This is a genomic window from Pseudomonas sp. MWU13-2517, assembly GCF_023242545.1.
In the GTDB taxonomy this organism is placed as follows: domain Bacteria; phylum Pseudomonadota; class Gammaproteobacteria; order Pseudomonadales; family Pseudomonadaceae; genus Aquipseudomonas.
In genome coordinates this window covers 151,999-175,940 of sequence record NZ_JALMFA010000006.1, presented here as the reverse complement: position 1 = coordinate 175,940, position 23,942 = coordinate 151,999, and the positions used below count along the sequence as shown (strand labels likewise).

Annotated in this window: 17 protein-coding genes; 8 read left to right on the top strand and 9 right to left on the bottom strand. The window is 61.9% G+C overall.

All coding sequences use genetic code 11. From position 1 onward, the window contains the following. Positions 1-148 precede the first annotated feature (148 nt). Positions 149-769 (bottom strand): TetR/AcrR family transcriptional regulator, encoded by a 621-nt coding sequence (locus tag M5B97_RS10790; protein WP_123716652.1) that lies wholly within the window; start codon positions 767-769, stop codon positions 149-151. A gap of 337 nt (positions 770-1,106) precedes the next feature. On the opposite strand from M5B97_RS10790, the gene M5B97_RS10785 reads away from it, so the two are divergent. Next, a complete protein-coding gene (locus M5B97_RS10785; protein WP_123716651.1) occupies positions 1,107-1,766 on the top strand; it encodes a carbonic anhydrase in 660 nt (219 codons plus the stop codon). Positions 1,767-1,892: 126 nt separating this feature from the next. On the opposite strand, the gene pbpC is transcribed toward M5B97_RS10785, so the two are convergent. The 8 genes from pbpC to M5B97_RS10745 form a co-directional block, all read right to left on the bottom strand. Beyond that, the gene (pbpC, locus tag M5B97_RS10780; RefSeq protein WP_248731460.1) at positions 1,893-4,202 is read right to left on the bottom strand and encodes a penicillin-binding protein 1C; all 2,310 of its coding nucleotides are present in this window, start codon (positions 4,200-4,202) and stop codon (positions 1,893-1,895) included. Further along, entirely contained in the window at positions 4,183-9,993 is a 5,811-nt protein-coding gene (locus M5B97_RS10775; protein WP_248731459.1) for an MG2 domain-containing protein, read from the bottom strand. Before M5B97_RS10775 ends, pbpC begins: the two co-directional genes overlap by 20 nt. 143 nt (positions 9,994-10,136) lie before the next feature. Further along, complete coding sequence (locus tag M5B97_RS10770) at positions 10,137-11,069, bottom strand: phosphatidate cytidylyltransferase (protein WP_123716648.1); 933 nt, start codon at positions 11,067-11,069, stop codon at positions 10,137-10,139. 1 nt (position 11,070) lies between these two features. Continuing rightward, positions 11,071-11,691, bottom strand: a complete 621-nt coding sequence (locus tag M5B97_RS10765) for a lysophospholipid acyltransferase family protein (protein WP_134661129.1) — start codon at positions 11,689-11,691, stop codon at positions 11,071-11,073. A gap of 9 nt (positions 11,692-11,700) precedes the next feature. Next, positions 11,701-12,144, bottom strand: a complete 444-nt coding sequence (locus tag M5B97_RS10760) for a hypothetical protein (RefSeq protein WP_134661130.1) — start codon at positions 12,142-12,144, stop codon at positions 11,701-11,703. Then, positions 12,134-13,432, bottom strand: coding sequence for a phosphatase PAP2/dual specificity phosphatase family protein (locus M5B97_RS10755; protein WP_248731458.1), 1,299 nt, complete (start codon positions 13,430-13,432; stop codon positions 12,134-12,136). Before M5B97_RS10755 ends, M5B97_RS10760 begins: the two co-directional genes overlap by 11 nt. A 2-nt stretch (positions 13,433-13,434) precedes the next feature. Next, positions 13,435-15,189, bottom strand: coding sequence for a bifunctional alpha/beta hydrolase/class I SAM-dependent methyltransferase (locus M5B97_RS10750; protein WP_248731457.1), 1,755 nt, complete (start codon positions 15,187-15,189; stop codon positions 13,435-13,437). A gap of 11 nt (positions 15,190-15,200) precedes the next feature. Then, a complete protein-coding gene (locus tag M5B97_RS10745) occupies positions 15,201-15,821 on the bottom strand; it encodes a CDP-alcohol phosphatidyltransferase family protein (RefSeq protein WP_134661133.1) in 621 nt (206 codons plus the stop codon). A 185-nt stretch (positions 15,822-16,006) separates the two neighbouring features. On the opposite strand from M5B97_RS10745, the gene M5B97_RS10740 reads away from it, so the two are divergent. The 7 genes from M5B97_RS10740 (at position 16,007) to M5B97_RS10710 (ending at position 23,910) form a co-directional block, all read left to right on the top strand. Continuing rightward, on the top strand, positions 16,007-17,926 hold the full coding sequence (locus tag M5B97_RS10740; protein WP_248731456.1) for a protease modulator HflK: 1,920 nt from the start codon (positions 16,007-16,009) through the stop codon (positions 17,924-17,926). A 9-nt stretch (positions 17,927-17,935) separates the two neighbouring features. Continuing rightward, complete coding sequence (locus M5B97_RS10735) at positions 17,936-18,934, top strand: protease modulator HflC (protein WP_167659685.1); 999 nt, start codon at positions 17,936-17,938, stop codon at positions 18,932-18,934. After that, the gene (locus M5B97_RS10730) at positions 18,931-19,965 is read left to right on the top strand and encodes a protease modulator HflK (protein WP_134661135.1); all 1,035 of its coding nucleotides are present in this window, start codon (positions 18,931-18,933) and stop codon (positions 19,963-19,965) included. Before M5B97_RS10735 ends, M5B97_RS10730 begins: the two co-directional genes overlap by 4 nt. After that, entirely contained in the window at positions 19,962-21,848 is a 1,887-nt protein-coding gene (locus M5B97_RS10725; protein ID WP_248731455.1) for a cation-translocating P-type ATPase, read from the top strand. The genes M5B97_RS10730 and M5B97_RS10725 overlap by 4 nt, the downstream gene beginning before the upstream one ends. Before the next feature lie 118 nt (positions 21,849-21,966). Further along, positions 21,967-22,218: a hypothetical protein gene (locus M5B97_RS10720; protein WP_123716638.1), complete on the top strand. Its 252-nt coding sequence runs from the start codon at positions 21,967-21,969 to the stop codon at positions 22,216-22,218. Between the two features lie 67 nt (positions 22,219-22,285). After that, entirely contained in the window at positions 22,286-23,131 is an 846-nt protein-coding gene (locus tag M5B97_RS10715; RefSeq protein ID WP_248731454.1) for a DUF692 domain-containing protein, read from the top strand. Continuing rightward, positions 23,122-23,910 (top strand): DNA-binding domain-containing protein, encoded by a 789-nt coding sequence (locus M5B97_RS10710; RefSeq protein WP_248731453.1) that lies wholly within the window; start codon positions 23,122-23,124, stop codon positions 23,908-23,910. The genes M5B97_RS10715 and M5B97_RS10710 overlap by 10 nt, the downstream gene beginning before the upstream one ends. Positions 23,911-23,942: the final 32 nt, after the last annotated feature.

Here is a 23,942-nt window from a genome sequence, read left to right as displayed (position 1 = left end):
ACTCAAAAACAGCGCCATGTCATATTTAATCAAGTGACTGTTTGTTTAATTAGTCACAATCAGGACAAATTAGTCTAGCCACTTAGATACAAACCGATTGCAAAAGAAGTCGTTTGAACGGGGAGGGCTGCGACCAGCAGCCGTTCCCTCAGGGCATCAGGCTACGCAGGATGAGGTTGGCTGTAAGCGTAGGTGCGACCTCGACGTGATCGAGGCTGTATTGCAGCAACAGAGGATTGACGAAAGGCCGAAGGGTCAGGTGTATCGCCTCGACGGTTTCATCCAGGGGTGTCTTGCGCTCGAACTCACCACTTTCGCGCCCTTCACGCACTACCTGCACCACGAACTGTTTGATTCGCGCGTCATACACCTGGGAGCTGGGCCAGCGTTCCGACGCGGAGAATGCGGCAATGTCGTAGAGTTTGCGGTCATTGAAGAACAGGTCGATTCCCGTGGTGATCAGGGTTTTGACCAGACGGCGAAAACGCTCTGTCGAAGAGATTCCCTCCTCGTTTATGGCTTCCTCGACGGCCTCGACGATCTTCGCAAGACAGCCGGAGCAAATGGCCTCGCCAATTGCCTGTTTGGAATCGAAGAATTTGTAGATGTACGCCTTGGAGAAGCCGATGGCCTTGGCCAGGTCGGACACCGTGGTCTTGGCGTAACCGTATTGGCTGAAATGCTCGTTGGCCGCCGCGACAATCTGGTCGCGAATATCATGATCGGCTGGGCCGCGAGTGCTGGGCGAAGGTGGTGTTGGCTGATTCATGGGAGCAGCTTACGCATCCCGACGATTGATGACAACTTGTGACTACATGTGAATATAGTCACAAGTTAACCGTTCGTCAGTTACAGAAACGTTATTGTCAAAGAGTTGCCCAATGTCCGCCCACGGGCTGGCTGGATCTGCGATCACCGGGCCATGCGAACGATAAATGTCGACCGCCTCGATGTTTCGCAAATCTGCGGCGCCGTGCACGGCTCGACGTCCATCGCCGAACGACTACAGCCAATAGGCGCGACGTCTGCAATAATCACGACCACAACGGCGCGATGGCATATCGAGTGCCCGCGCCAGTATCCGGTATTCGGGTTTGGAGGACTTTATGCGTGACATCATTGACGGTTTTCTGCGGTTTCAGCGCGAGGTGTATCCGCAACGTGTCGAGCTTTTCAAGCAGCTGGCGACAGCACAAAATCCGAAGGCTTTATTCGTTACTTGCTCGGACAGTCGTGTAGTACCGGAACTCCTTACACAGCGCGAACCGGGCGAACTATTCGTGATTCGCAACGCCGGTAATATCGTGCCCTCGTATGGTCCTGAACCCGGCGGCGTTTCAGCCACGGTGGAATATGCAGTCGCAGTGCTCGGCGTACAAGACATCGTGATCTGCGGCCACTCGGACTGCGGCGCAATGGGCGCGATCTCACGCTGCACCTGCCTGGACCACCTTCCTGCGGTCGCTAACTGGTTGCGGCACTCGGACGCCGCGAAAGCGATTAACGCAGCGCATGAGTTCGACACACCCCGCGCGAAGCTCGATGGTCTCGTGCGCGAAAACGTGATCGCGCAGCTGGCCAACCTGCGAACGCATCCCTCGGTTGCCCTGGCGCTCGAACAGGGGCGCATGAATCTGCACGGCTGGGTCTACGACATCGAGGCGGGGTGCATCGATGCGCTTGATGGCGCTACACGGCGCTTCGTGCCATTGGCTGAATCACCGACCACGGTTGCAATTGCGGCGCGTGACGGCAGGCAGATGTAGAGCCAGGGAGGGGCCTTGTAACAGGCGCCAGCCATTTGAGAGAGTGATCGGGCGGACGTTTAAAACGCTCTCTGTTTGCGCAGCCTCACCGGCGGTTTTACGGAGCCAGCCAACAGAGGCGCCCGATCACGGCACAAACTCCACCTTCAATCCACGGCTGGCACTGCGCCCCTGATCATCACTGACCCGCAACCGATACTCCCCCGACTTGCCCGGCCGCCAGTTCAATGTGGTCTGCGGTGAGCCCTGGCCAATCAACGTCTGGTTGGCAAACCAGTACAACGTCACCGCATCGCTGGCCGCGTTGGCATTCAGCGGGATGCTTTCCTGCGGTTGGGACAGGCGCAGTTGATAACTCACTTGGGTCAGCGGCGAGCGGATCTGCGGCGCTTCGCTTGAATCACCGATGCGGTTGGGCTGGCAGTTTTTCATCACATTGGGCGGCGTACGCCGTGGCAGGCCAGCGGCGCGGTATAGACGCTGCACGTCGCTGGGCCAGAATTCGAAGACTTCTTCACGGGTGTATTGCGGATCGAACGGCGGGCACGCGGCTTTGCCGGTGCGGGTGTCGATCAGCACCGGACGGTGCAGGTTGGAGACGCGAATCGGGGACACGCCGGGGATGTACCAGGTCTTGCGGGTTTGCGGGCACCAGCGGTTGGGCAGTTCACCGGAGGCCGCACACACATCGATGCGCACCAGTCCGGCGGGCGGTTTGTCGGCTTTGATCACCACGTTGGGCAAGGCCAGCGGCAGGGCATCGGCAATGCGGAAGAACAGCGGCGCAGCCGTCTTGGCGCCGACAAATGCCGGGTTCGGCCGACCGTCGAAGTTGCCCACCCACACCACCAGCACGTAGGGGCCGACCAGGCCGGCACTCCAGGCATCATGGAAACCCCAGGAAGTGCCGGTTTTCCACGCCGTGCGCCAGTGGCGGCCGGGCAATCCGTCTGGACGCGGGTTATGGCGCAGCATGTCGCGCACCATAAACGCCGCCTGAGGCGTCAGCAGTTGTGCACCGACGGTTTGCGGTTGCTCCTGCAAATAGCGTAACGGCCGCAGATGCCCGTCACCCGCGAGCATCACATACAGCCGCGCCAGCTCTTCGGGCGTCATTTCGCCGCCGCCGAGGGCCAGGGCCAGGCCGTAGTGGCTCTCGTTGCGCAGGCCCTTGACCCCGGCACGTTGCAGTAAACCGTACAGCGTGGGCGATTTGAGCTGGCTGGCCAGCCATACGGCCGGGATATTACGGCTGCGGATCAATGCATCCCGAGCCGTCAGTGGGCCGACGAAACTGCCGTCGAAATTTTCTGGCTGGAAGTAACCGAAGTTACTGGGCAGGTCCTTGAGGATGCTCATGGGATGAATCACCCCTTGATCCAGCGCCAGTCCATACAGAAACGGTTTGAGCGTCGACCCCGGCGAACGTCGTGACAACACGCCGTTGACCTGACCATGGATGCTTGTGGATAAGTAATCCGCCGAGCCCACCAATGCCTTGACGCTCTGGTCGCGGCTGTCGATCAGGATGGCCGTGGCGTTTTCCACACCGTTGCCGCGTCGCTCCGCGATAAAGCCTGTGATCAGGCGTTCCAGTAATTGCTGAAGGGGCAGGCTGAGGGTGGTGTTCAACTCGTTGCCGGTTTGGGACGCCAGCAGCTGTTCACTCAAGTGCGGCGCCAGAAACGGGATCTGCTGGCGGTTGCGTGCTTCCAGAGGCAGATCCAGCAAGCTGTCGTTGCGGGGGTCTTGTGGATAAGTCTCGCGCCAGTCGGCCATCAACCGCAGCCGCGCGTTTTGCAATGATGGCCCGAAACGGGCGCGCCGCCCCGGTTGTTGCGGGATTACCGCCAACGCCAAGGCCTCGGACAACGACAACTGCGCCGCCGACTTACCGAAGTAGATACGGCTGGCCGCCTCGGCTCCTTCAATATTGCCGCCCATGGGCGCCAGGTTCAGGTAGGCCTCAAGGATATCGTGCTTGCTGTAACGCGCTTCGAGCCACACGGCCAAGGCCATCTGCTGCAATTTGCCGGGCACTTGGCGAGTGTTCAGATCCCACAGGCGTCGCGCCAGTTGCATGCTCAAGGTCGAACCGCCCTGGCGCTGGCCACCACTGTAGGTGGCCATGGCCGCGCGCAGCAACGCCGGGGGATTGATCCCCGGGTGCCAGTAGAAGTTGCGGTCCTCCTTGAGCAGCAAGGCTTCGACCAGTGACGGTGACATACGCTCCAGCGGCAGCCAGAGGCGATATTGCCCGTCATCCGCCAGGGTCATGCGCAGCAGCGAGCCGTCGTCGGCCACTACCACCCGCGACGACGTAACCGCTTGCTCAAGCGAGGCGTGGGGCCACAACCGCAGCCCCACCAGCCCTCCCACTAAGAACGCCGCCGTTGCCAGCAGCGGCGTCAGGCGTTTAAGGCTTGGTAATTTCAAGCTGGCCTACTTTGCCTCGCCCTTGCAGGGTGGTTTCGTACATGCCTTCGGCATAAGCCGGCGGCGTGTTGAAGGTGCCAGCGTTGGTGGCACGTACACGGTAGACGAAGGTGCCTACATCGCGCAGCGCAGTGCCGTACAGCACCACTCGATCATCCCGCACGTCCACGTAGTCGGGCTGCCAGTTGCTCAACTCGGTTTCGCCGATCGGCGCTTGCCAGGCATCCGCCTCTTCGTCACCGTCTGCAGTTTCCACGTACTCGGAATCGTCGCTTTCACTTTGCGCGGTGCTGGCGGGCTCAGGTTCCGGCGGCAAGTTATACACAGGCTCGACGCCACCTGGCAGCAGGTCGACCACGGCCACTTGTTGCACCTGATCACGGTCGGTGGCGCGCAGGCGCAGGCGCACCAGGAACTCATCGCCCACGGCGACCTTGCTCACCGGCTCACCCTTGAGGTCGAGGTATTCGTGGATGATTTCCAGGCCATTGTTGATCGGCTTGAGCTTGGCACCCTTGTCGAAACCGGCCTCGCTGAGCATGTAGAACGCGGCGGGGCCGTCGGTTTTTTCCATTACCAGTTTTTGCGTGGTGCGCGGCACGGCGGCGCGTGGCGGCTGGCCGGCCATCTCCAGCAGTTGCTGCTGCTTGTCGCCCAACCAGGCAGTGGCCTTGAGGGTCATGTCGCTCTGAGCACGCTGGCCATAGTTATCCAGCGCGCGCAGCAAGAGTGCCGCCGACAGTGAGTTGTAGCGCTGCTCGTTGAGGCGTTTGCCGAGCTTATCCAGCAAGGTTGTCGGCACATCGTCCAGAAACTCGGGGAAATGCCGCGCCAGCAGGTGCAGGTGTTCGGCATCGTGCACCAGCGGGTCGTAATACAGGCCGTCGCTGTCCCACTTATCCACAAGCGAGCGCCATGGGATTTTGCGGAACAGCGTATCGGCCTGGCGATCCTGCTTGAGCAACTTGTAGCTGGCGGCCAGGTATGCCGCGCCCAGGTCGTTCTGCCAGCTGTCCTTGAAGTAACTCTCGTAGCGCTCGCGGATGTCGCTCAGGGCACCGCTCACCAGAATCCCCTGACGGCTCAGCAGGTAACTGGCATAGGCCCGGTTGCGCAATTCCGACAGACCTTCGCTAGGACCATTGGCCAGGTCGGTCAGGTACGCATTGGAGCGCACCAGCAGATCTTCCGGAACGGGCAGCCCGCGCTCCCTGGCTTCGATCAGGAAGTCGGTGGCGTACAGGCTGGCGTACGGCGCCACGTCCGGATTGGCGGCCCACAAACCGAAGCCGCCGGCCGAATTCTGGCGCTGGCGCAGCATACGTACCGCGCCGCTGAAGGCCTGCTCGGCCTCGGGTGCGGTGCCGCCCCAGATCAACGCCGGCATGGCCTTGGACACCAATTGCTCGGTGCAGGCGTAGCCGTAGTCGTCCAGGTAATGCTTAAGCCCGTTGGCCCACACCAGGGGCGATGCCGCTACGCCCAGTTGCACGTCGCGCAGTTGGCTGAACAACTCGCGAGTCGGCTTGAGCTCTTTGCTGGCGCTGTCGAAACGGCCCAGGCTCAGGGCGACGCGGTGCTCGCTCAGTGGACGGATCGACGTGGTCTCGGCAACTTGGATGCGTTTGCCATTGGGCAGCACGGCGACAAAGCGCAGGTCTGCGGAGCCCAGGGTTTCGCCGACCTTGATCTTGAACTCGGCGGTGCCTTCCTTGCGCGGTTGCAGTGACATGGTGCTGCCTTTATCGCCCTGCACAGCCAGGCCGTCGCTGGTCTGCACTTCAAACTTCACATCCGCCGCCGCATCGAGGTTGCTGAACACCCCGGCGCTGACGTTGAACACATCCCCCGGCGCCACAAAGGCGGGCACGTTCGGCGTGATCACAATCGGGCCACGTACTTCGGTATTGGCCTCGCTGACACCGACGCTGTCGCTGTCCACCGCCACGGCGAACATATGCAGTTTGCCGTTGAAGCTGTCCGGCACCTGGTAATGCAGCACGGTTTCACCGGCCGGCAGATCCACCAGGCCGGACCACCACGCCACGGGTGGCTGATGTTTGCGCTTGAACGGGTTCAGGTGGTTGGCCAGTGCGCCGTCGGTATCACCACCGGGCGCCGCCCCGCTGAGCAGTCGGCTGAATTCAGGCAGGATCAGGTCAAGAATCTGACTGGTACCGACCTCCAACGCACGCTTCTGGAAGAAGAAGCCCAACGGGTCCGGCGCCTGATAGCGCGCGACTTGCAGGATGCCCTCGTCCACTGCGTACACCACCGCACGACCTGGGCGGTCGGCGGTGACCTTGATGTCCAGGGTCTGCCCCGGCTCGATCTTCTCCTGGCCTTCAACTTTCAGCGCCATGCGTCGCGCATCCAGGTTGATGCTGAACGGCACCACACCGTAGGACAGCGGGCTCATGTACACCTCAGCCGAACCCATGTCGCGCACAAACTGCACGTTGACGTAGGCATTGCCCTCAAGCCCTTCCGGCACGCGGATATGTTGCACGCTGTTGGTGCTGTCGGCCTTGAACCACTGCTGGGTGTAGACCTTGTCGCGCTCGATGGTAATCAAACCGGCACCGGTGTACGGCGCGCGAAGGCTGATGGCGATTTCATCACCCGTGGCGTAGCTGCGCTTGTCCAGGCGCAGTTGCAGTTCGGCGTTGCGTTCCAGGGAGCGCGAAGTGTTGCCACGCCCGGCCACGCTGTAGTCGATCTGGTTGAGCAGGTTGCCATTGGCGTCTTTCAGTTGCAGGGTGAAATCCCCCGGCGTGCCGGTGTTCAGGGTCTGCATGGCACCTTGCGCAGTCATCGCCAGCGGCGAGGCCGGCTGGCTGATGTTCTTGATGCGCGACTCGTACTTGTAGGTGCCGTTGGACTGTTTCACCAGCACCGACACATAGCGGTGCTCGACCACTTCCGTGGTCAGGCCGTCTACCGCCAGCGGCGTCAGGTCTGGCGCCACGGCCAGCCATTGCACTTCACGCGGGGTGTCCTTGGCGACGTACGACAGGGAGTCCTGGCTTTTCACACCGACGAGGTAAGGTGCGGGCGACACCAGCAAGGCGCTTTGCGCAGCCACGTTACGGCCACCTTCGGCCTCGAACACCTGGGTCATCACTTGCAAACGATACGTGCTGTTGGCGAAACGTTGCAGGTTGAGGTCGAGCACGGCCTGGCCGTTGTCGTCGACGGTGGTTTCGGCGAGGTCTTCGGTGCTGGCTTCTTCCAGGCCGTTGTTGAGGCGGAAGCGGTAGTCGGGGTAACGGTCAAACGCCGCGAGCGTCGGGCTCAGGGACATTTTTCCGGTGACGCGCCTGCCGGCTGCCGGGGCGCCGAACAGGTGCATGGCGGTGACTTTGGCCACCACCTGGTCCGGTGGAATCCAGCCTTGCACGGGGGTGTCGTGCAGGCTCAGGCTGACCTTCATGCGGTCGGGCTCGAAGTCGCGGACCTTGAAGCTCACGCTGCCCAGGTCGGTGCGTGTCTGCTTCTGGCCAATCAACTGCAAGGTCGCCGTGTATTCCCCGGCGGGGGCGACTTCACTGCTGGGGAAATCAAAGCTCTCAAAGCCGCTGGCGGACAGCTTCAGCGGCTGGCGAATCACTTCCAGGCCGCGCGGATCGGTGATTTGCAGTTCCACCGGCACGCCCTGCAGGGCTCCTTTCCAATTGCCACTACGTACAATCATGCCCAGGTGCGCGGTTTCGCCCGGGCGATATAGGCCGCGGTCAGTGAACAGGTAGGCGCTGAGGCGATCAATCGCGCCGTCCTCTTCCAAGCCGCCTACATCGAAGCGCGACAAATCCAGCTGCTGGGACTGACGGGCAATCGGCAGGAACGACTGATCGTTGCCGCGAGTGACCACATACATCAGCGGCGTTTTCTCACGACGCAGTTCATCGAGCTTGGCGAAATGCGCGTGGCCTTCACTGTCGGTATGACCGCTGGCGACCGGCAGGCCGTTGCGGCCCATGATGTCGACTTGTACATCGGCCCCTGGTGAACCATTGCCAATGGATTGCACATACACATCATGGCTCCCATCGCTGGAGCGTTTGGCGATGATGCCCAGGTCCGTCACCACGATGAAACGCAGGTCGCTGGTACTGCTGCGGTCGTACTCGAACGTGCGCGTGGCCGGATCATCCTGCGGGCTGAGTTTGAGCACGAAAATGCCGCGCCGGCCGCCATTGGCGGTGAGGTAGTGGCTGAGGTCGACATTGTCGTAGACGGTTTTGGCCGGGTCACTGGATGACAGCGGGATATCCAGCGACTGGCGCTCGACCATGCGATCAAAATACTCGTTGCTGAAATTCGGCCGGGCGAAGCTGCCACTGCTCTGGTCCACCAGGTGTTGCAACTGGTTGGGCAGCAGGCGGGCAATTTCCACATGGGCGCCGGGTACGCCACGGGCCATGAACCCCAGGCGTTTTTCACCGTTGAGGCTGAGCAGTGCGCCATCGGACAGGAACTGCAACGTGCGAGGGTACGCCGGCATGCTGATCAGCGATGCCGTAGGATTTTTCGCCAGATAGCCGCCGATGGCTTCCAGGTTGGCGGGAACGCGCACATACAGTGCGCGACCGGCCGGGGCCTTGAATTTAAAGGCGTGCAGCGTGTTCAGAGGTTCGACGCTGGGCACATGGGTCAGGTTGACCTTGGTGCTGCGGGCCAGCAGGGCGTCGTCGATATCGTTGGCGGAGTAGGGGCGCGTATCGTCCTGGGCTTTTGCCGGCAGCAGCCAAGCCTGGACCTTACCGGCGATGGTCTCATCGGCCACGGCGCTGGAACTGCTGAACATCAATACCGGTTCGGGCTCGCCGCGTTCGTTGTCGACGAAACTCACTTCGGCGCCGGTAAATGTCAGGCGGTAACGACCGGGTACGGTGACTTCCGACACCAGGGGCGCGGTGCTGGCGTTGCCGCCGTCGCGGGCTTTGATGCCCTCGTCGAGCTTGGCGCTGACCGGCGTGCTTTCCAGCGGGGTAGCCAAGGCAGCGGAGCGTACGTAGGCGTTGAGCTTCTTTTCGTCGAAGGTGATTTCCGGGCGGTTGGGTAACTGCGCGTCGCGGTAGGCCAAGCCTTTGCCGAGGGTTATCGATACACGCTTGCGCAGGTTGTCTTCATCCACCGGGTGGGAAAAGTGAAAGGTCGCCACCAGCTGTTTCAATGTCGGGTTGGACGGATCCTGATACAGCTCGTTTTGCGCCAGGGTGGCGCGGAACGGTTGGGTGGAGAACTGCGTGCTGTATTGATCGAGCAGCACACCGTCGGCCAGCAGGTTTTTCTTGCTCATATCGACGGTGTAATGCGCGTCGATGGGCCAGTCTTTTTCCGGCACGAACAGCAATGTGTGGTCATCGGACCAGCGCCAGGTACCGGCGATGTTTGGTTTGAGGGTGATGCCAGCGGTGACCGGTTTGCCCATCGCGGCCAGCGGAGCCACGGACTCGGCGAAGCGCACCTGCAAGTTATCCACAACCGGTTGAGGTTGGGTGTAATCGGTCAGGTTCGGTTTGTGCAGCGAATAACCTACGGTATGGGGTTTGGGCAGGTGCGAATACCACTGCCAGCCATAAAAACCGGCACCGGCCAACAGGGCCAGGCCCAACACCCCTGCGCCGGCCTGGCGAGGATAAGCGCGCGCCTTGCGGCCCAGGTTGGCCAGGCCATGGCCGATGCTGCGTAGCCAGAGCGGCGGATGCCATTGACCGAAAACGGCCCCCACCACGGTCAATAAGGCACCGCTAATACGGCGGCTGATCGCTTTCAACGAGTCGAACATGGTGAGCATCCCTGGCAAAGTGCGGCTTATCTTACACGCGTATTTGATATAAAAGATGACGTGAATACAGCGTAAAAAACGCTAATGTGGGAGCGCAGTCGCTCGCACATTTGTGAGCTTCATCGCGCCTTGGAACGGCGGCATCACGTCCACCAGTAGCGCACCAGATGAAAGAAGATCGGCGCTGCGAAACACACGGAATCCAGCCGATCCAGCATCCCTCCGTGGCCTTCGATCATATGGCCCCAGTCCTTCACCCCCCGGTCGCGCTTGATCGCCGACATTACGATGCCGCCGGCAAACCCGAGCAAGTTGATCAAGAGCGCGATCAAGAACGATTGCCACGGATTGAACGGTGTGGTCCACCACAGCGCTGCGCCAATCAGGGACGACAACAGGATACCGCCAACAAACCCTTCCACGGTTTTGGAAGGCGAGAGGTTGGGCGCGATCTTGTGTTTGCCGAACAGCTTGCCGCACACGTACTGCAGCACATCCGACAGTTGCACCACGATCACCAGATAGGCGATCAGCAACAGGTTGCGACCTTCATAGCCTGGGATGTCGAGGGTCAGCAACGCCGGTACGAAGGACACGCAGAACACGGCGATCATCAAGCCCCATTGCACCTTGGAGGCGCGCTCGAGGAAGTGCGTGCTGTCGCCCCCCAGCGAAGCGAGGATCGGCAGCAGCAGGAACACGTACACCGGAATGAAGATCGAGAACAGCCCGTACCAATCCGAATAAATCAGCAGGTATTGCAGCGGCAGCGCCAGGTAGAACGCGGCCACCAAGGCCGGATAATCGCTGCGGCGCGTGGGCGTAAGGGTAAGGAATTCGCGCAGGGCGTAGAACGACACGGCGTAGAACAGCAGGATCACCGCGCCGGTGCCGAGCCAGAAGGCGATGCCGATCACTACCACCATCACCCACCACGCATTGATGCGGGCGTTGAGGTTGTCGATCACCGCGTTCGGGGTGTCGCGGGTGCGCAGCTTGAGGATCAGGCCAATCAGCGAAGCGAGCACCAGGATCGCGCCGATGCCGCCGAACAACACCAGGGTTTGGCTATCCATGTCAGACGTGCTCCGGGGCAAGGGCGAGCAGGGCGTCGCGGCTGCGGGCGAGGAAAGTGGCTTTGTCTTCGTCTTGTGCCAATTGCAGAGGCGCGCCGAAGCTGGTGGTGCACAGCAACGGCAGCGGCAGCACGCGGCCTTTGGGCATGACTCGGTTGAGGTTGGCAATCCATACCGGAATCAGTTCGGCCTGTGGGTAACTTTTTGCCAGGTGGTACAGGCCGCTCTTGAACGGCAGCAGGCCGTCCTCCAGGTTACGCGTGCCTTCTGGGAAAATGATCAGCGAGTCGCCGCCTTCCAGGGCCGTGAGCATGGGCTGTAATGGATTATCCACAGGGTCTTTGCGCTCACGGTCGATCAGCACGCCGTTGAACACGCGGTGGATGATGTAGCGGCGCAGGGCACTGGCGTTCCAGTAATCGCTGCCGGCCACCGGGCGCGTGAATTTGCGCAGGTTCTGCGGCAGCGAGGCCCAGAGCAATACGAAATCGCCGTGGCTGCTGTGGTTGGCGAAGTAGATGCGTTGCACCGGCACCGGGGCGCAACCGAGCCACAGGCTGCGAGCGCCGGTGACGGTGCGGGCCATCGAGGTAATCAGCGTGGCGACTACGGGTTCGAACATGGGAGTTCCTTATCCGGCGAAAGGTAGCCAAGGGCTGGCGAGAATCACGGCCAGGGTCAGCAGCGCTTGCGCGCCGAGCAACCAGGCTTGTTTGCGCAGCAGTTTGAGGGCGCCACGCCGGCGTTCGGTCCAGGGCCGGCCGACGCGCTTGGCCGATTGCAGGCCCAGGCTCACCAGGGCCTGATCGAGGTCCGGGGTGCGCGTGGTGTCGCGGGCCAACAGGGCGAACAGGTCGGCGTCGAACGCCACGCGCAATGCCCAGTACTTTTGCAGCAGCCCGAGGACAACCATCCACAGGGCCAGCAACAGGCAGATGGTCGAGATACTGGCCATCAGCAGTTGCGCCAGACCGAGCAAAAAGCCGAGTACCGTCAGACCTGTGGATAACTGATCCAGCGAACGGCCACGGCGCAGCAGGCTGGCGGTTACCTGGAGTTCCATATCAGCGGGCATGGGCTAGACCCTCCAAAGCTTCACGGTGAGCAGGGTGCAGGACCACATCGGCCCGCGCTGTACGAATAATAGCCAGCGCCTCATCCAACGTAGCGGCCCGTCCGCTGTGCAGCAGCCAGGCGGCAACGGCGGTGGCGCTGCGCGAATAGCCGAGGGCACAACACACCAGCAGTGGGCCGTTCAAGCGTAATTGCTCGATGGCGTCGGCGGCTTGGCGGCATTCGGCTGGGGTGGGCGCGATCAGGTCCAGCACAGGGATGGACCGATAGGCGCGGCCCTGTGGATTAATCGGCAATTCGGCGCAGAAGTCGACGATGGCCTTGAATGAATCTTGCTCGTGCGTTGTGGGAATTCGCCCGAGCCAAACGTTATCCACAATCAGGTCAGGTTGTGGATGCTTGCGTGTCCACAATCGCGAGTTTATCCACGCGCCAGCCAGGTAGGGCGCGTAGAGCCAGCGTGCCGCCGGGGTCAGGCGACCATCGTTACGCTTCTGAAAGCCCGGTGCGCCGAGCACCAGGTAATTCGCCTTGATCAAACCCAGGGACACCGCTGGCCAGATCAACCACAGCCACCACCCGCCCAATACCAATGCCAGGACCAGCAGCGCCACTGCGCCCAGGCCATACCGCAGGCCTATGCGCCAGCGCTGGTTATCCCGCGTCAGTCGTGCATTGCGCAGCGGGCTCGGATGCTCCAGCGGCCACAACCAAACGCAAAGCCAACCGGCGAGGGCGCCTGTGGGTAAGTCGATAAAGTGATGTTGATAAGTGGTCAGCACCGAAATGCCGATCAAGGCGAACCAGCCGTGCACCAGCCAACGCCATACGCCTTGGGTATGCCGCTGATACATGACCCACAGGATCACCAGCAATGCGATATGCAGCGATGGCGCCTGGTTGAAGGGCTTATCGAAGCCTGCGAGTACGGCGAACAGCCAGCCGAATACGCCATCCAGTTCTGGCCGCTCGAAGGTAAAGCGCAGCGGCCAGATGAGGAAGCAACTGACTGCAATAGCTTGGGCGGACAGCAGCCGCAGCGCATGTTGTTTCAACTCATGCCGACTATTGGGTAGCAGCAGGGAAAACCCGTAAAGCAGGTCGATTGACCAGTAAGGCACGATGGTCCATGCCCAGAACGGCATGTGGGTTTCCCAATCGAACACCAGGGTACCGACGTCGCTGCGCTGGCTGGTCACCCAAGTGGCAAAGCCGTAGGTGCTGAAAAACAGCGGCGCCAACAGCAGCAGCCACAGGACGGCAGGCTTCAGTAGACCGGGCTCGCGCATGTTCAGATCTTCTGTGCCAGGGACACGCTGAAAATACCCCACTCATCCACGCGCTGGGTGATCTTGCGAAAGCCCGCCGCCTCGACCAGTTGATCCATTTCCGCCTGGCTGCGCCGGCGCATCACCCAGGCCTGGCCCTGGCGGTGGCTGGTCAGTGCGCGTGCGATCAACTCCAGTTGCGGGTGCCACGGCTGGCCGGTGTAGACCAGGTAACCGCCGGGCTCCACCGCTTCGGCAAGACCGGCCAGCGAACCGCCGACCATGGCGTTATCGGCGAACAATTCATACAGCCCGGACACCACCGCCAGGGTCGGTTTGGGTTCCAAAGCCGCCAGATCCGCCCGGTCGAATGCATCGCCTTTGATAAACTGCGCGATATCTCCCAGGCCTTTCTCGCGGATCAGCGCGCCACCGTCGCGCACGTTGATATCGCTGTAGTCACGCAGCAGGATCGATTCCGGCAGCGGCGACACCCCCTGCAACGCTTCGAGAATGTAGCGCCCGTGGCCGGCGGCGATATCCACAATGCGCACTTGGCGATCATCGTCACGCAACTTGGCCATGGCCAAACGCAGCAACTCCTCGACGTTGAGCTTGCGCTGGCGAATGCCGCGCCAGCCGATGGAGTCGAGGTAATGGGTGTCGATCATCCGCCCCAGCGCGCCCTTGCCGCTGGGTTGGTTGCGGTACACGTAATCCAGGGTGCTGCCGGAGTCGAAACCGGTGTCGAAGCCCAGTTTCACCCCGTCCGACAAATTTTTGCCCAGGCCCATGCTGGCGCGGGTCATACGCCAGTACAGGTCACGCAGGGAGTTGTGGGGCAGCGGCGCGGCGAGGGCTTCGGATTCGGCGCAGGTGGCGCCCAGCTTGTCGGCATCGAGCAATGATGCGCGGTCCAGTGGCTGGGTGAAGTTCTGCAGGATAAAGCGTCTGGCGCTGCTCACGGCCGTGGCACGGTCGCGTTCGCCAAGGGTGTCGTGGAAGAAACCGGGGAGGATATGCAGCTCTTTCTTCAGGCTGCCCAGGCGATCGAAAAATTGCTGCTGGGGTTTGCGGTGCACCACAAAGTCGGAACCGGAGATCAGCAACTGCGTCGGTACCTGGATCGCCTGGGCATCAGCGACAACCCGGTCGGCGGCTTCGTACAGACCCAGCAGCACATTCACCGAGATGGCCTTGGTGATCAGCGGGTCGCTGTCATAGGACGCCACGCGCTCCGGGTCGTGGCTGAGGAACTTGGCCTTGACGTAACTGTTGACGAAAAAATTGCCGCGAAACCTGCGCAGCAGCGCCAGGCCCGGCCGTGCAAAGGGCACGTAGAGCTTGACCTTGAAGGCTGGGGAGGCGAGCACCAGCGCGCGGATTTTCGGCGCGTAATCATGTACCCAGGTCGCCGCGATCACCGCGCCGACGCTTTGGGCGATAACGGCGAAGTTTTCCTCATCAATGCCGTAGGCGCTGCGGATGTGCTCGCAAAAGGTTTGCACGTCGCGGGCGCTGGTGGCGAAGCTGGGGCTGTCGCCACGCTCGCCGGGCGATTGGCCATGGCCACGGGCGTCCCAGGCGAAAAAATCGAATTGCGGCAGGTCGAGTTCGTCGACCAGATGGGCAATGCGCCCCGAATGCTCATGGCCGCGATGGAACAGCAGGATTGCCTTGCGCGGTTCACCGCTTGAAGGAGCGGCGGCTGGCCAGTGGCGGTAGAAAAGCTCGACGCCATCATGGGTACTGAAGGTGTGTTCTTGCTGTTCGCGCATCGCAAAAATCCTTATGCAATCGGAGAGGTTTGTTCTTCTTTGAGGCCCTGGCGCACACGGTTGACCAGGGTGTAGGCGAGCAGGGCGGCAACCAGCCACATCACCGCATCGACCCAGGCAGCGGCGAACCAGCCCAGCGCCACGCCGGTGGCCAGCACACCCAATACAAATGCCCGGTCACTCTTGCCCATCGGCCCGTCATAGCGCCGCGAAGCGCCCACCATCGGACCCAGGACACCGGCGTATTCGCTGAACACCGCCAGCAACGCCACCAGTAAGACTGGCGCCAGGCTCACGCCGGGGATCAGCGCAAACGGCAGGATCAGCGCGCTGTCGGCGATCACGTCGCACAGTTCGTTGAGGTAGGCACCCAGGCGCGATTGCTGGCCGAACTCGCGGGCGAGCATGCCGTCGATGGCATTGAGGGCCATGCGCAGGACCATCCATAGCGGGATCAGCGCAAACAGCCACAGATGTTGGGCGAAACCGGCGATCAGCAGGCCCACGAGCAAGGAAACGACTCCGGCCAGGACGGTTATCTGGTTGGCGGTGGTGCCGTTGTCGTAGAGGCGTTGCACGAGGGGGCGCAGCAGGTTTTGAAACCGCGGCTTGAGTTGGTAGATGGAAATCATGAAGGTGGCGCTTCCTTGTCCGTGAACCCGCGAGAAACAGTTTTGAAGTGTGCCGATTAATCCTGGCCCGCACCAGTGATGACTCGTGTTTATGGGGGTTTAGTCACGATCTGCTTCTAAGAGAACAAAAATTTCACGCCTTGTGTTATATCGTAACCAATTGTATGTATGCGGGCGTTAAGTGGATGCAAGTGGATCTAGAAGCGGACGGCGCTTCGGTTGAGGGCCTGCCGCGTTTTCAGCAGGGGCTGTTCCAGGCCCGTCGATTGCGCAAAGCCGGCATCAGCCTGACGACCTTGGCGGTCGCCGGTTGGGTGCTGGCGTTGTTTGTCGCTTTATTCGCACCGCTGTCGATCTGGCCCGTGGTGCTGATCAACTGTTCTTCGGCGTTGATGGTGCTGGTGGCCGGGTTGCAATCGGCGTGGTGGGTGGCCGACTGGCGTGCCCAGGCGCTTGAAGAGCCCTCCGTCGACGCCGAGCCTGTGGCGGAGGCGGGCGGCTACGCGGGGCTGATCGGGCGTTTCGGCAGTGGCCTGTTGGCGCAGATCGGTGCCCCGGTGATATGGCTGTGTGGAGCCTCTCTGCTGGTGCTGGTCAGCATCATCGAGTTCTGGAACCTGGCGTTGCCCGCCGCCGCGGTAGGTCAGTCCGCCAGCATCGGCGCTGCCCTGGCGTTGGCGCTGGCCTTTGGTTTGCTGGTGTTCGAGCGCCGCCTCGCTCAGGAAACGATGACGCAATGGCCGGAAGCCTCGCAGTTGGCGCAGTTGAGCCGCGTCGCGATCATCTGCCTGGTGATCAGTGCGATTTGCCTGTTGTTTGCCGGTGCCGAATCGGTATGGCCGCTGCGCCTGGCGACGCTGATGGGCCTCTTGCCGGCGCTGGTGGCGCTGGAGTTTGTACTCAGGGGCGTGTTGTCGCTGTTCAGCCCACACCAACCGCGCCTCGAGCCGCGCTTGATGGCCCAGAGCTTTATCGCCGGGCTGCTGCGCTGGCCGCCGCAGCCCTTGCTCGCCCTGCAGCATGAATTACACAACCGCTTCGGCATCGACCTGCGCCAGATCTGGGCGTTTACCTACATGCGCCGAGCGTTTCTACCGGTGTTACTGGTGGTGCTGGCCGTGGGCTGGTCGCTGACCGGCGTGCATGAAGTGCCCCTGCAGGGCCGTGGGATTTATGAACGTTTCGGTAAGCCTGTCGAAGTCTTCGGCCCTGGCCTGCATGCCGGTTTGCCGTGGCCGCTGGGCCGCGTATTGAGTGTGGAGAATGGCGTGGTGCATGAGTTGGCCACCAGCGTCAGCGAAGCCGCCGTACCCGAACTGGCCTCTGCTGAAGGCCCGGCGCCGACGGTTGCCAACCGTTTGTGGGACGCCAGCCATGTGAATGATAAGTCCCAGGTGATCGCCAGCAGCAGCAGCGACAAGCAGGGCTTTCAGATCGTCAATATGGACGTGCGTTTTGTCTACCGTATTGGCCTGAACGATCAGGCCGCGCTCGCCGCCACCTATAACAGCGCGGATGTGCCGACGCTGATCCGCAGCACCGCCAGCCGCATCCTCGTGCATGACTTTGCCTCACGCACGCTCGACGAATTGCTGGGTGAACAACGTACCAGCCTCGCTGACGAGGTGGGCCGCGCGGTGCAGGCAGACCTGAACACGCTCGACAGCGGCGTGGAAATTCTTGCCACGGTGGTGGAAGCCATTCACCCACCAGCCGGTGCCGCCAACGCCTACCACGGCGTGCAGGCGGCGCAGATCGGCGCTCAGGCACTGATCTCCCGTGAGCGGGGTGCGGCCAGCGAGCAAACCAACCAGGCGCTGCTGCAAGCCAGCACTGTCCGCGATCAGGCCCAGGCCAGCGCCCACGAAGTGAATGCCGGGGCCCAGGCCGCCGACCTGCGTTTTGCCGCTGAGCAAAAAGCCTATGCCACCGCAGGCAAAGCGTTCGTGCTGGAACAGTACCTCGGCCAACTGAGCCAGGGCCTGGCCAATGCCAAGTTGCTTATTCTGGATCACCGCCTGGGCGCCGATGGCGCGCCGACGATCGATCTGCGTTCTTTTACTTTGCCGGCCGACCCAGTGGTGCCGCGCAAAGCCGTTCAATAAGGAGTCTGTCTGTTGAGCGCTCATTCTCACGATCATGATCACGGTCATCACCATCATCATGGCCACCACCATCATCACGGTGATGAACACGCCGCCGGTCCCTTCCCCTGGCGGCGCATGGCCTGGGCCGTTTTACTGGTGCTGTTTGCGGTGGCGGCGGCGAGCCTGGTGCAGGTGCGCTCCGGCGAGGCCACGGTGATCACTCGCTTTGGCAACCCGTCGCGGGTGCTGCTGGAGCCGGGCCTGGGCTGGCGCTGGCCGGCGCCGTTCGAAGCGGCGATCCCAGTGGACCTGCGCCTGCGCACGACCTCCAGCGGCTTGCAGGATGTGGGCACCCGCGATGGCTTGCGCATCATCGTGCAGGCCTACGTGGCTTGGCAGGTGCAAGGTGATGCCGACAATGTGCAGCGCTTCATGCGTGCCGTGCAGAACCAGCCGGATGAAGCGGCGCGGCAGATTCGCACCTTCGTGGGCTCAGCGTTGGAAACCACGGCGGCCAGTTTCGATCTGTCTAGCCTGATCAACACTGACGCCAGCCAGGTACGCATCGCCGATTTCGAAGCGCAGTTGCGTCAGCAGATTGATCAACAATTGCTCACCACCTATGGCGTGCGCGTGGCGCAAGTGGGCGTGGAACGCCTGACCTTGCCGTCGGTGACCCTCACCGCTACCGTCGACCGTATGCGCGCCGAGCGTGAAACCATCGCCACCGAACGCACGGCCGTAGGCAAGCGTGAAGCGGCGCAGATTCGCTCGGCTGCCGAGCGCGATGCGCGGATCGTGCAGGCTGACGCCACAGTGAAAGCGGCCGATATCGAAGCGCAATCGCGGGTCGAAGCAGCGCAGATCTATGGCCGCGCTTATGCAGGTAATCCGCAGCTGTATAACTTGCTGCGTTCGCTGGATACGTTGGGCACCGTGGTCACGCCAGGCACCAAGATCATCTTGCGCACCGACGCTGCGCCGTTCCGCGCGCTGGTGGATGGGCCGAAGGACATTCAGCCATGATCGAGCGTGACAGCCCGGACAGCCCATGGATCCAGGCCGGGCGCCTGGCGTTCCTGGCGCTGTACGCGGTGACCGTGTTGGCGGCGTTGGCCTGGGCGTTTTCCAACGTGCGCCAGATCGACCCGCAGAACCGTGCGGTGGTGTTGCACTTCGGCGCGCTGGATCGGATTCAGAATGCCGGCCTGCTGCTGGCTTGGCCGCAGCCGTTCGAACAGGTGGTGCTGCTGCCGGCGGCCGACCGCGTGATCGAGCGTCGAGTGGAGAACCTGCTGCGCTCCGACGCGGCGACGCAGGCTGACCGCGTTGCCAGTTTCGCCACACCATTAAGCGATTCCCTGGCCGGCTCCGGTTACCTGCTGACGGGTGACGCGGGCGTGGTGCAGCTGGATGTGCGGGTGTTCTACAAGGTCACCGAGCCCTACGCGTTTGTGCTGCAGGGTGAGCATGTGCTGCCGGCCCTGGATCGGCTGGTAACCCGCAGCGCCTTGGCCCTGACCGCAGCGCGCGACCTGGACACGATCCTGGTGGCGCGCCCCGAATTGATCGGCGCCGACAACGGCGCCGCCGAACGCCGCGAGCGACTGCGTGGTGATCTGGTGCAGGGCATCAATAAACGTCTGGCCGAGTTGGCTTCTACAGGCTTGGGATTGGGTATCGAGGTCACTCGCGTCGACGTGCAATCGAGTCTGCCGGGCCCGGCCGTGAATGCCTTCAATGCGGTGCTGACGGCCAGTCAGCAAGCTGACAAAGCCGTGGCCAATGCGCGCACGGACGCGGAAAAACTCACCCAGGCCGCCAACCAGACGGCTGACCGCCTGGTGCAGGTCGCCCACGCCCAGGCCAGTGAACGCCTGGCCAATGCCCAGGCGCAGACTGCCACCGTCGCCAGCCTGGCCCAGGTGAAAGACCCCGGTTTGCTGTTGCGTCTGTACCGCGAACGGTTACCGAAAATTCTCGGCCAGGCTGGCTCCGTGACCACGGTCGATCCGAAAGACGACTCCCGCTTGATCATCCAGGGAGCCGAACAATGAGCGCATCCATGCTGACGTCGGCCGAGCAGCGCAGTGCTGCCCGGCAATTGACCTTGGCCATGCTGGCCTTGGGGTTGTTGATATTGGGCTTGGTGTGGCGCTGGCTGGCGCCGGACCAGACCGGCGTGAGCCAGTTGCTGCTGGGTGTGGCGTCCTTGCTGGTGGCCGTGCCGGTGATGCGCTCGGCCTGGTACAGCCTGCGTTTTCCCAGCCTGCACGGCATCACCGATCAACTGATCGCCCTGGCTATGCTCGGCGCCTGGGCCACGGGCGATCTGCTGACGGCTGCGTTGCTGCCGATCATCATGATCTTCGGTCATGTGCTGGAGGAGCGCAGTGTGATCGGCTCCCAGGAGGCGATCCATGCCTTGGGCAAACTGACTCGCAGTCATGCGCGACTGGTGCAGGCCGACGGCAACATTGTGGAAGTGGATAACGGCACGTTGAGTACCGGCGATATCGTCGAAGTGCGCGCCGGTGATCGGGTACCGGCTGATGGCGTGGTGCTGTCGGGCCAGGCGAGCCTGGATACGGCGCCGATCACCGGGGAGTCGGTGCCACTGGAGGCGAGTGTGGGCGTGCAGGTATTTGGTGGAGCGATCAACCTCGACGGCTTGCTGCGCCTTGAAGTGACTCGCACCGGTAACGAGTCGACCTTGGGCAAGGTGATCGCGCTGATGCAGAACGCCGAGCGCTCCAAGCCGCCGATCACACGGCTGCTGGAACGTTATGCCGGCAGTTATATGGTGCTGGTGCTGTTGCTGGCGGCGGTGACCTGGTTTGTGACCAACGACGCCCAGGCGATGCTGGCGGTGCTGGTGGCGGCATGCCCGTGTGCCTTGGTGCTGTCGGCGCCGGCCACGGCGATTGCCGGGATCGCCGTGGCGGCCCGGCATGGAATCCTGATCCGCAGCTCGGCATTCCTCGAGGAGTTGGCGGACCTGACCTCGTTGGTGGTCGACAAGACCGGCACGCTGACCTTTGGTACGTTGCGCCTGCAATCCATCGAAACCACCGCCGCGGACCGGCAGGAGTTGTTGAATCTGGCGGCCAGCCTGGGTTCTGCCAGCAGTCATCCGGTCAGCCGTGCGTTGGCGGGCCTGGCAACCCAGGATCAAATGCGTGTACTGACCGACATCCGCGAACGCCAGGGCTTGGGTGTGGTGGCGCAGACCGAACAGGGCGAAGCCGCGCTTGGGCGGCCGGAGTTGTTCGAACAATTGGGCATTGCTACAACGGCTGTGCCGAACCACGACGGCCCGATTGCCGGGTTGGCATTGAACGGGCAGTTCCTGGCCTGGCTGTTGCTGGCCGACAGCGTCAAGCCGGAAGCACGCCAGGCGCTGCAGGAACTGCGCGACCTGGGCCTGGGTCGCCAATTGCTGCTGACCGGCGACCGGCAAAGCGTCGCCGACAGCCTGGCGCTGGATGTGGGCATCAGCGATGTCGAAGCGCAGGCCTTGCCGGAAGACAAGCTCAACCGCGTGCTGGGAGAGATCGGCAACGGTTTTCGCCCGATGGTGGTGGGCGACGGCATCAACGACTCTCTGGCGCTTAAGGCCGGCGTGGTCGGCGTGGCGATGGGCGCGGGTGGCGCGGACATCGCCCTGGCGTCGGCGGATGTGGTGCTGATCGGCAGCGACTTGCGGCGCCTGGGTACCTGTGTGCGCTTGAGCCGTCAGTGTCGACACACCCTGCAGGTCAACGTCGTTATCGGCCTGGGGTGGACCCTGGCGATCGTGGTGTTCGCGGCATTTGGCTGGTTGGGGGCTGCGGGAGCAATGATTGCGGCGGTATTGCATAACCTCAGTACGTTGTTGGTACTGGGCAATGCCGGACGTTTATTGCGTTTCCAGGAGCCGCTTTTGAAGCTTGAGGAATAATTTTCAGAAGTTTTTTCCAAAGGCTGTAACGCCGACAAGGGAGCTCACTCTAGTGGTGTATCGAGACTGAACAAACCGTTCAGACCGATACCCACTATTGATCTCTGAGGAAACAAAAATGAACATCAAAAACGCCGTTTCCGGTGCTGCCCTGGCCATCGCTGCCGCCACTATGTTTGCGGGTGTTACTACCCAGGTACAGGCCGCCGACGCTGCTGTTCATTGCTATGGCGTGACGTCCTGCAAAGGCATGAATGACTGCAAAACCGCTGAAAACGCCTGCAAAGGCCAGGCTGTCTGCAAAGGCCACGGCTTCAAGGCCATGAGCAAGTCTGCGTGCGACGCGGCTGGCGGCAAAGTCGGCGAGTAACCGGCGACTGAGTGCTACCGCAGCGGATGCCCTTTGCCGCTGCGGGCACTTTCCCCAGGAGTGAATCATGTCCGCTTCCCTTCCAAGTCTGGGTTACGGCCTGGGCCTACGCAGTGAGTACTACCAGCAGATCCTTGAACAATCGCCGGCTGTGGATTGGTTCGAAGTCATCTCCGAAAATTATCTGGTCCAGGGCGGTAAAGCCTTGTATTACCTGGACGCGATAGCCGAGCGCTATCCCCTGGTAATGCATGGTGTGTCCTTGTCCATCGGTGGGCCCCATGCCCTCGATACCGATTACCTCAAGCAAATCAAACAGCTCGCCGCACGTATCGAACCGGCGTGGATTTCCGATCATCTGTGCTGGAGCCATGGCAGTGCGCATCAGTTGCATGACCTGCTGCCGTTGCCCTACACCGAGGAGAGCCTTTACCACGTGGCGGCTCGCGTTCTGCAAGTGCAGGACGTGCTGCAGCGTCCGCTGGTGCTGGAAAATGTCTCCAGCTATGTGCGCTCCAAGGCCGATGAATTTACCGAATGGGAATTCCTCAATGCCTTGGCCCACCTGACGGGCTGCCAGTTGTTGCTGGACGTCAACAACGTCTACGTCAGCTCACGCAACCACGGTTTCGATGCCTGGACTTTTATCCGCAACCTGCCGCCCGAGCGCATTCGTCAACTGCATCTGGCTGGGCATATGGACTATGGCGACTATGTGGTCGATACCCATGACCATCCAGTGTGCGATCCGGTGTGGGCGCTTTATCAACAAACCCTGGAGCACCTGGGGCCGATCTCGACGCTGTTGGAGCGCGACGATCATTTCCCACCGTTCGAAGAGTTGCTCACCGAACTGAGCAAGGCCCGTGAGCTGGGTGCTACTGCGCTGGCCAGGAGATCGCTATGCGCCTGACCGATTGGCAGTTGGCCTTTGAGCAGCATCTGTTATCCGAAACCCCGACGGCCAACAGTGGTTTTGCCGCCACGTTGCTGGGCGGGCCGACGCTGGACGTCGACACGGGGCTGGCGATCTATCACAACGCCTACCTGGCGCGCCTGCAGGAAGTGCTGCGGCATGACTTCGGCGCCATCTGGTATTGGCTGGGGGATGATGAGTTCGCGTCACTGACCGAAGCCTACGTGCGCCGTTATCCGTCTGCGGATTTCAGCTTGCGCTGGCTGGGCGAGCGGTTCCCTTCATTTATTGTCGAGCACCTGGTGGCTGAACAGAGCGAGCCGCTGGCCGAACTGGCGCGCCTCGAGTGGGCGTTTACCCTGGCATTCGATGCGCCGCAGGGTGAGCCGCTTGGCTTGGATGATATGGCACAACTGCCGCCTGAAGACTGGCCCGGCTTGCAGTTCACCCTGGCACCTTCGGTGCAGCAGATGCTGTGCCACTTCAACACGGTGGCGATATGGCGTGCGAGCAAGGGTGGTTCGGACTTTCCCGATAGCCATGCGCTGGAGCCGGCCCAGGTCTGCCTGGTATGGCGCCACGATAACGTGTGCCAATACCGCAGCCTTGAACCCGCTGAGGCCTTTGCCCTGATGGGAATGGTGACCACCGGCTGGAATTTTTCAGAACTGTGCGCGCAATTGGCAGTCACCTATGCAGAGGGTGCGCCACTGCAGGCGGTGACGTGGATGAAACAGTGGGTCCAGGACGGTTTGCTCGAGCGCAGAGCCCCATAGAAGAGCGCTATGAATTCGATAGCCTCCTACTT

Bases quoted from the DNA above. Each gene is read 5' to 3' on its own strand.
- M5B97_RS10730 (WP_134661135.1), top strand. From the start codon at position 18,931: ATGATCGAGCGTGACAGCCCGGACAGCCCATGGATCCAGGCCGGGCGC.
- M5B97_RS10755 (WP_248731458.1), bottom strand. From the start codon at position 13,432: ATGCGCGAGCCCGGTCTACTGAAGCCTGCCGTCCTGTGGCTGCTGCTG.
- M5B97_RS10790 (WP_123716652.1), bottom strand. From the start codon at position 769: ATGAATCAGCCAACACCACCTTCGCCCAGCACTCGCGGCCCAGCCGAT.
- M5B97_RS10750 (WP_248731457.1), bottom strand. From the start codon at position 15,189: ATGCGCGAACAGCAAGAACACACCTTCAGTACCCATGATGGCGTCGAG.
- M5B97_RS10715 (WP_248731454.1), top strand. From the start codon at position 22,286: ATGTCCGCTTCCCTTCCAAGTCTGGGTTACGGCCTGGGCCTACGCAGT.
- M5B97_RS10760 (WP_134661130.1), bottom strand. From the start codon at position 12,144: ATGCCCGCTGATATGGAACTCCAGGTAACCGCCAGCCTGCTGCGCCGT.
- M5B97_RS10720 (WP_123716638.1), top strand. From the start codon at position 21,967: ATGAACATCAAAAACGCCGTTTCCGGTGCTGCCCTGGCCATCGCTGCC.
- M5B97_RS10770 (WP_123716648.1), bottom strand. From the start codon at position 11,069: ATGGATAGCCAAACCCTGGTGTTGTTCGGCGGCATCGGCGCGATCCTG.
- M5B97_RS10785 (WP_123716651.1), top strand. From the start codon at position 1,107: ATGCGTGACATCATTGACGGTTTTCTGCGGTTTCAGCGCGAGGTGTAT.
- M5B97_RS10725 (WP_248731455.1), top strand. From the start codon at position 19,962: ATGAGCGCATCCATGCTGACGTCGGCCGAGCAGCGCAGTGCTGCCCGG.
- M5B97_RS10740 (WP_248731456.1), top strand. From the start codon at position 16,007: ATGCAAGTGGATCTAGAAGCGGACGGCGCTTCGGTTGAGGGCCTGCCG.
- M5B97_RS10765 (WP_134661129.1), bottom strand. From the start codon at position 11,691: ATGTTCGAACCCGTAGTCGCCACGCTGATTACCTCGATGGCCCGCACC.
- M5B97_RS10710 (WP_248731453.1), top strand. From the start codon at position 23,122: ATGCGCCTGACCGATTGGCAGTTGGCCTTTGAGCAGCATCTGTTATCC.
- M5B97_RS10745 (WP_134661133.1), bottom strand. From the start codon at position 15,821: ATGATTTCCATCTACCAACTCAAGCCGCGGTTTCAAAACCTGCTGCGC.
- M5B97_RS10775 (WP_248731459.1), bottom strand. From the start codon at position 9,993: ATGTTCGACTCGTTGAAAGCGATCAGCCGCCGTATTAGCGGTGCCTTA.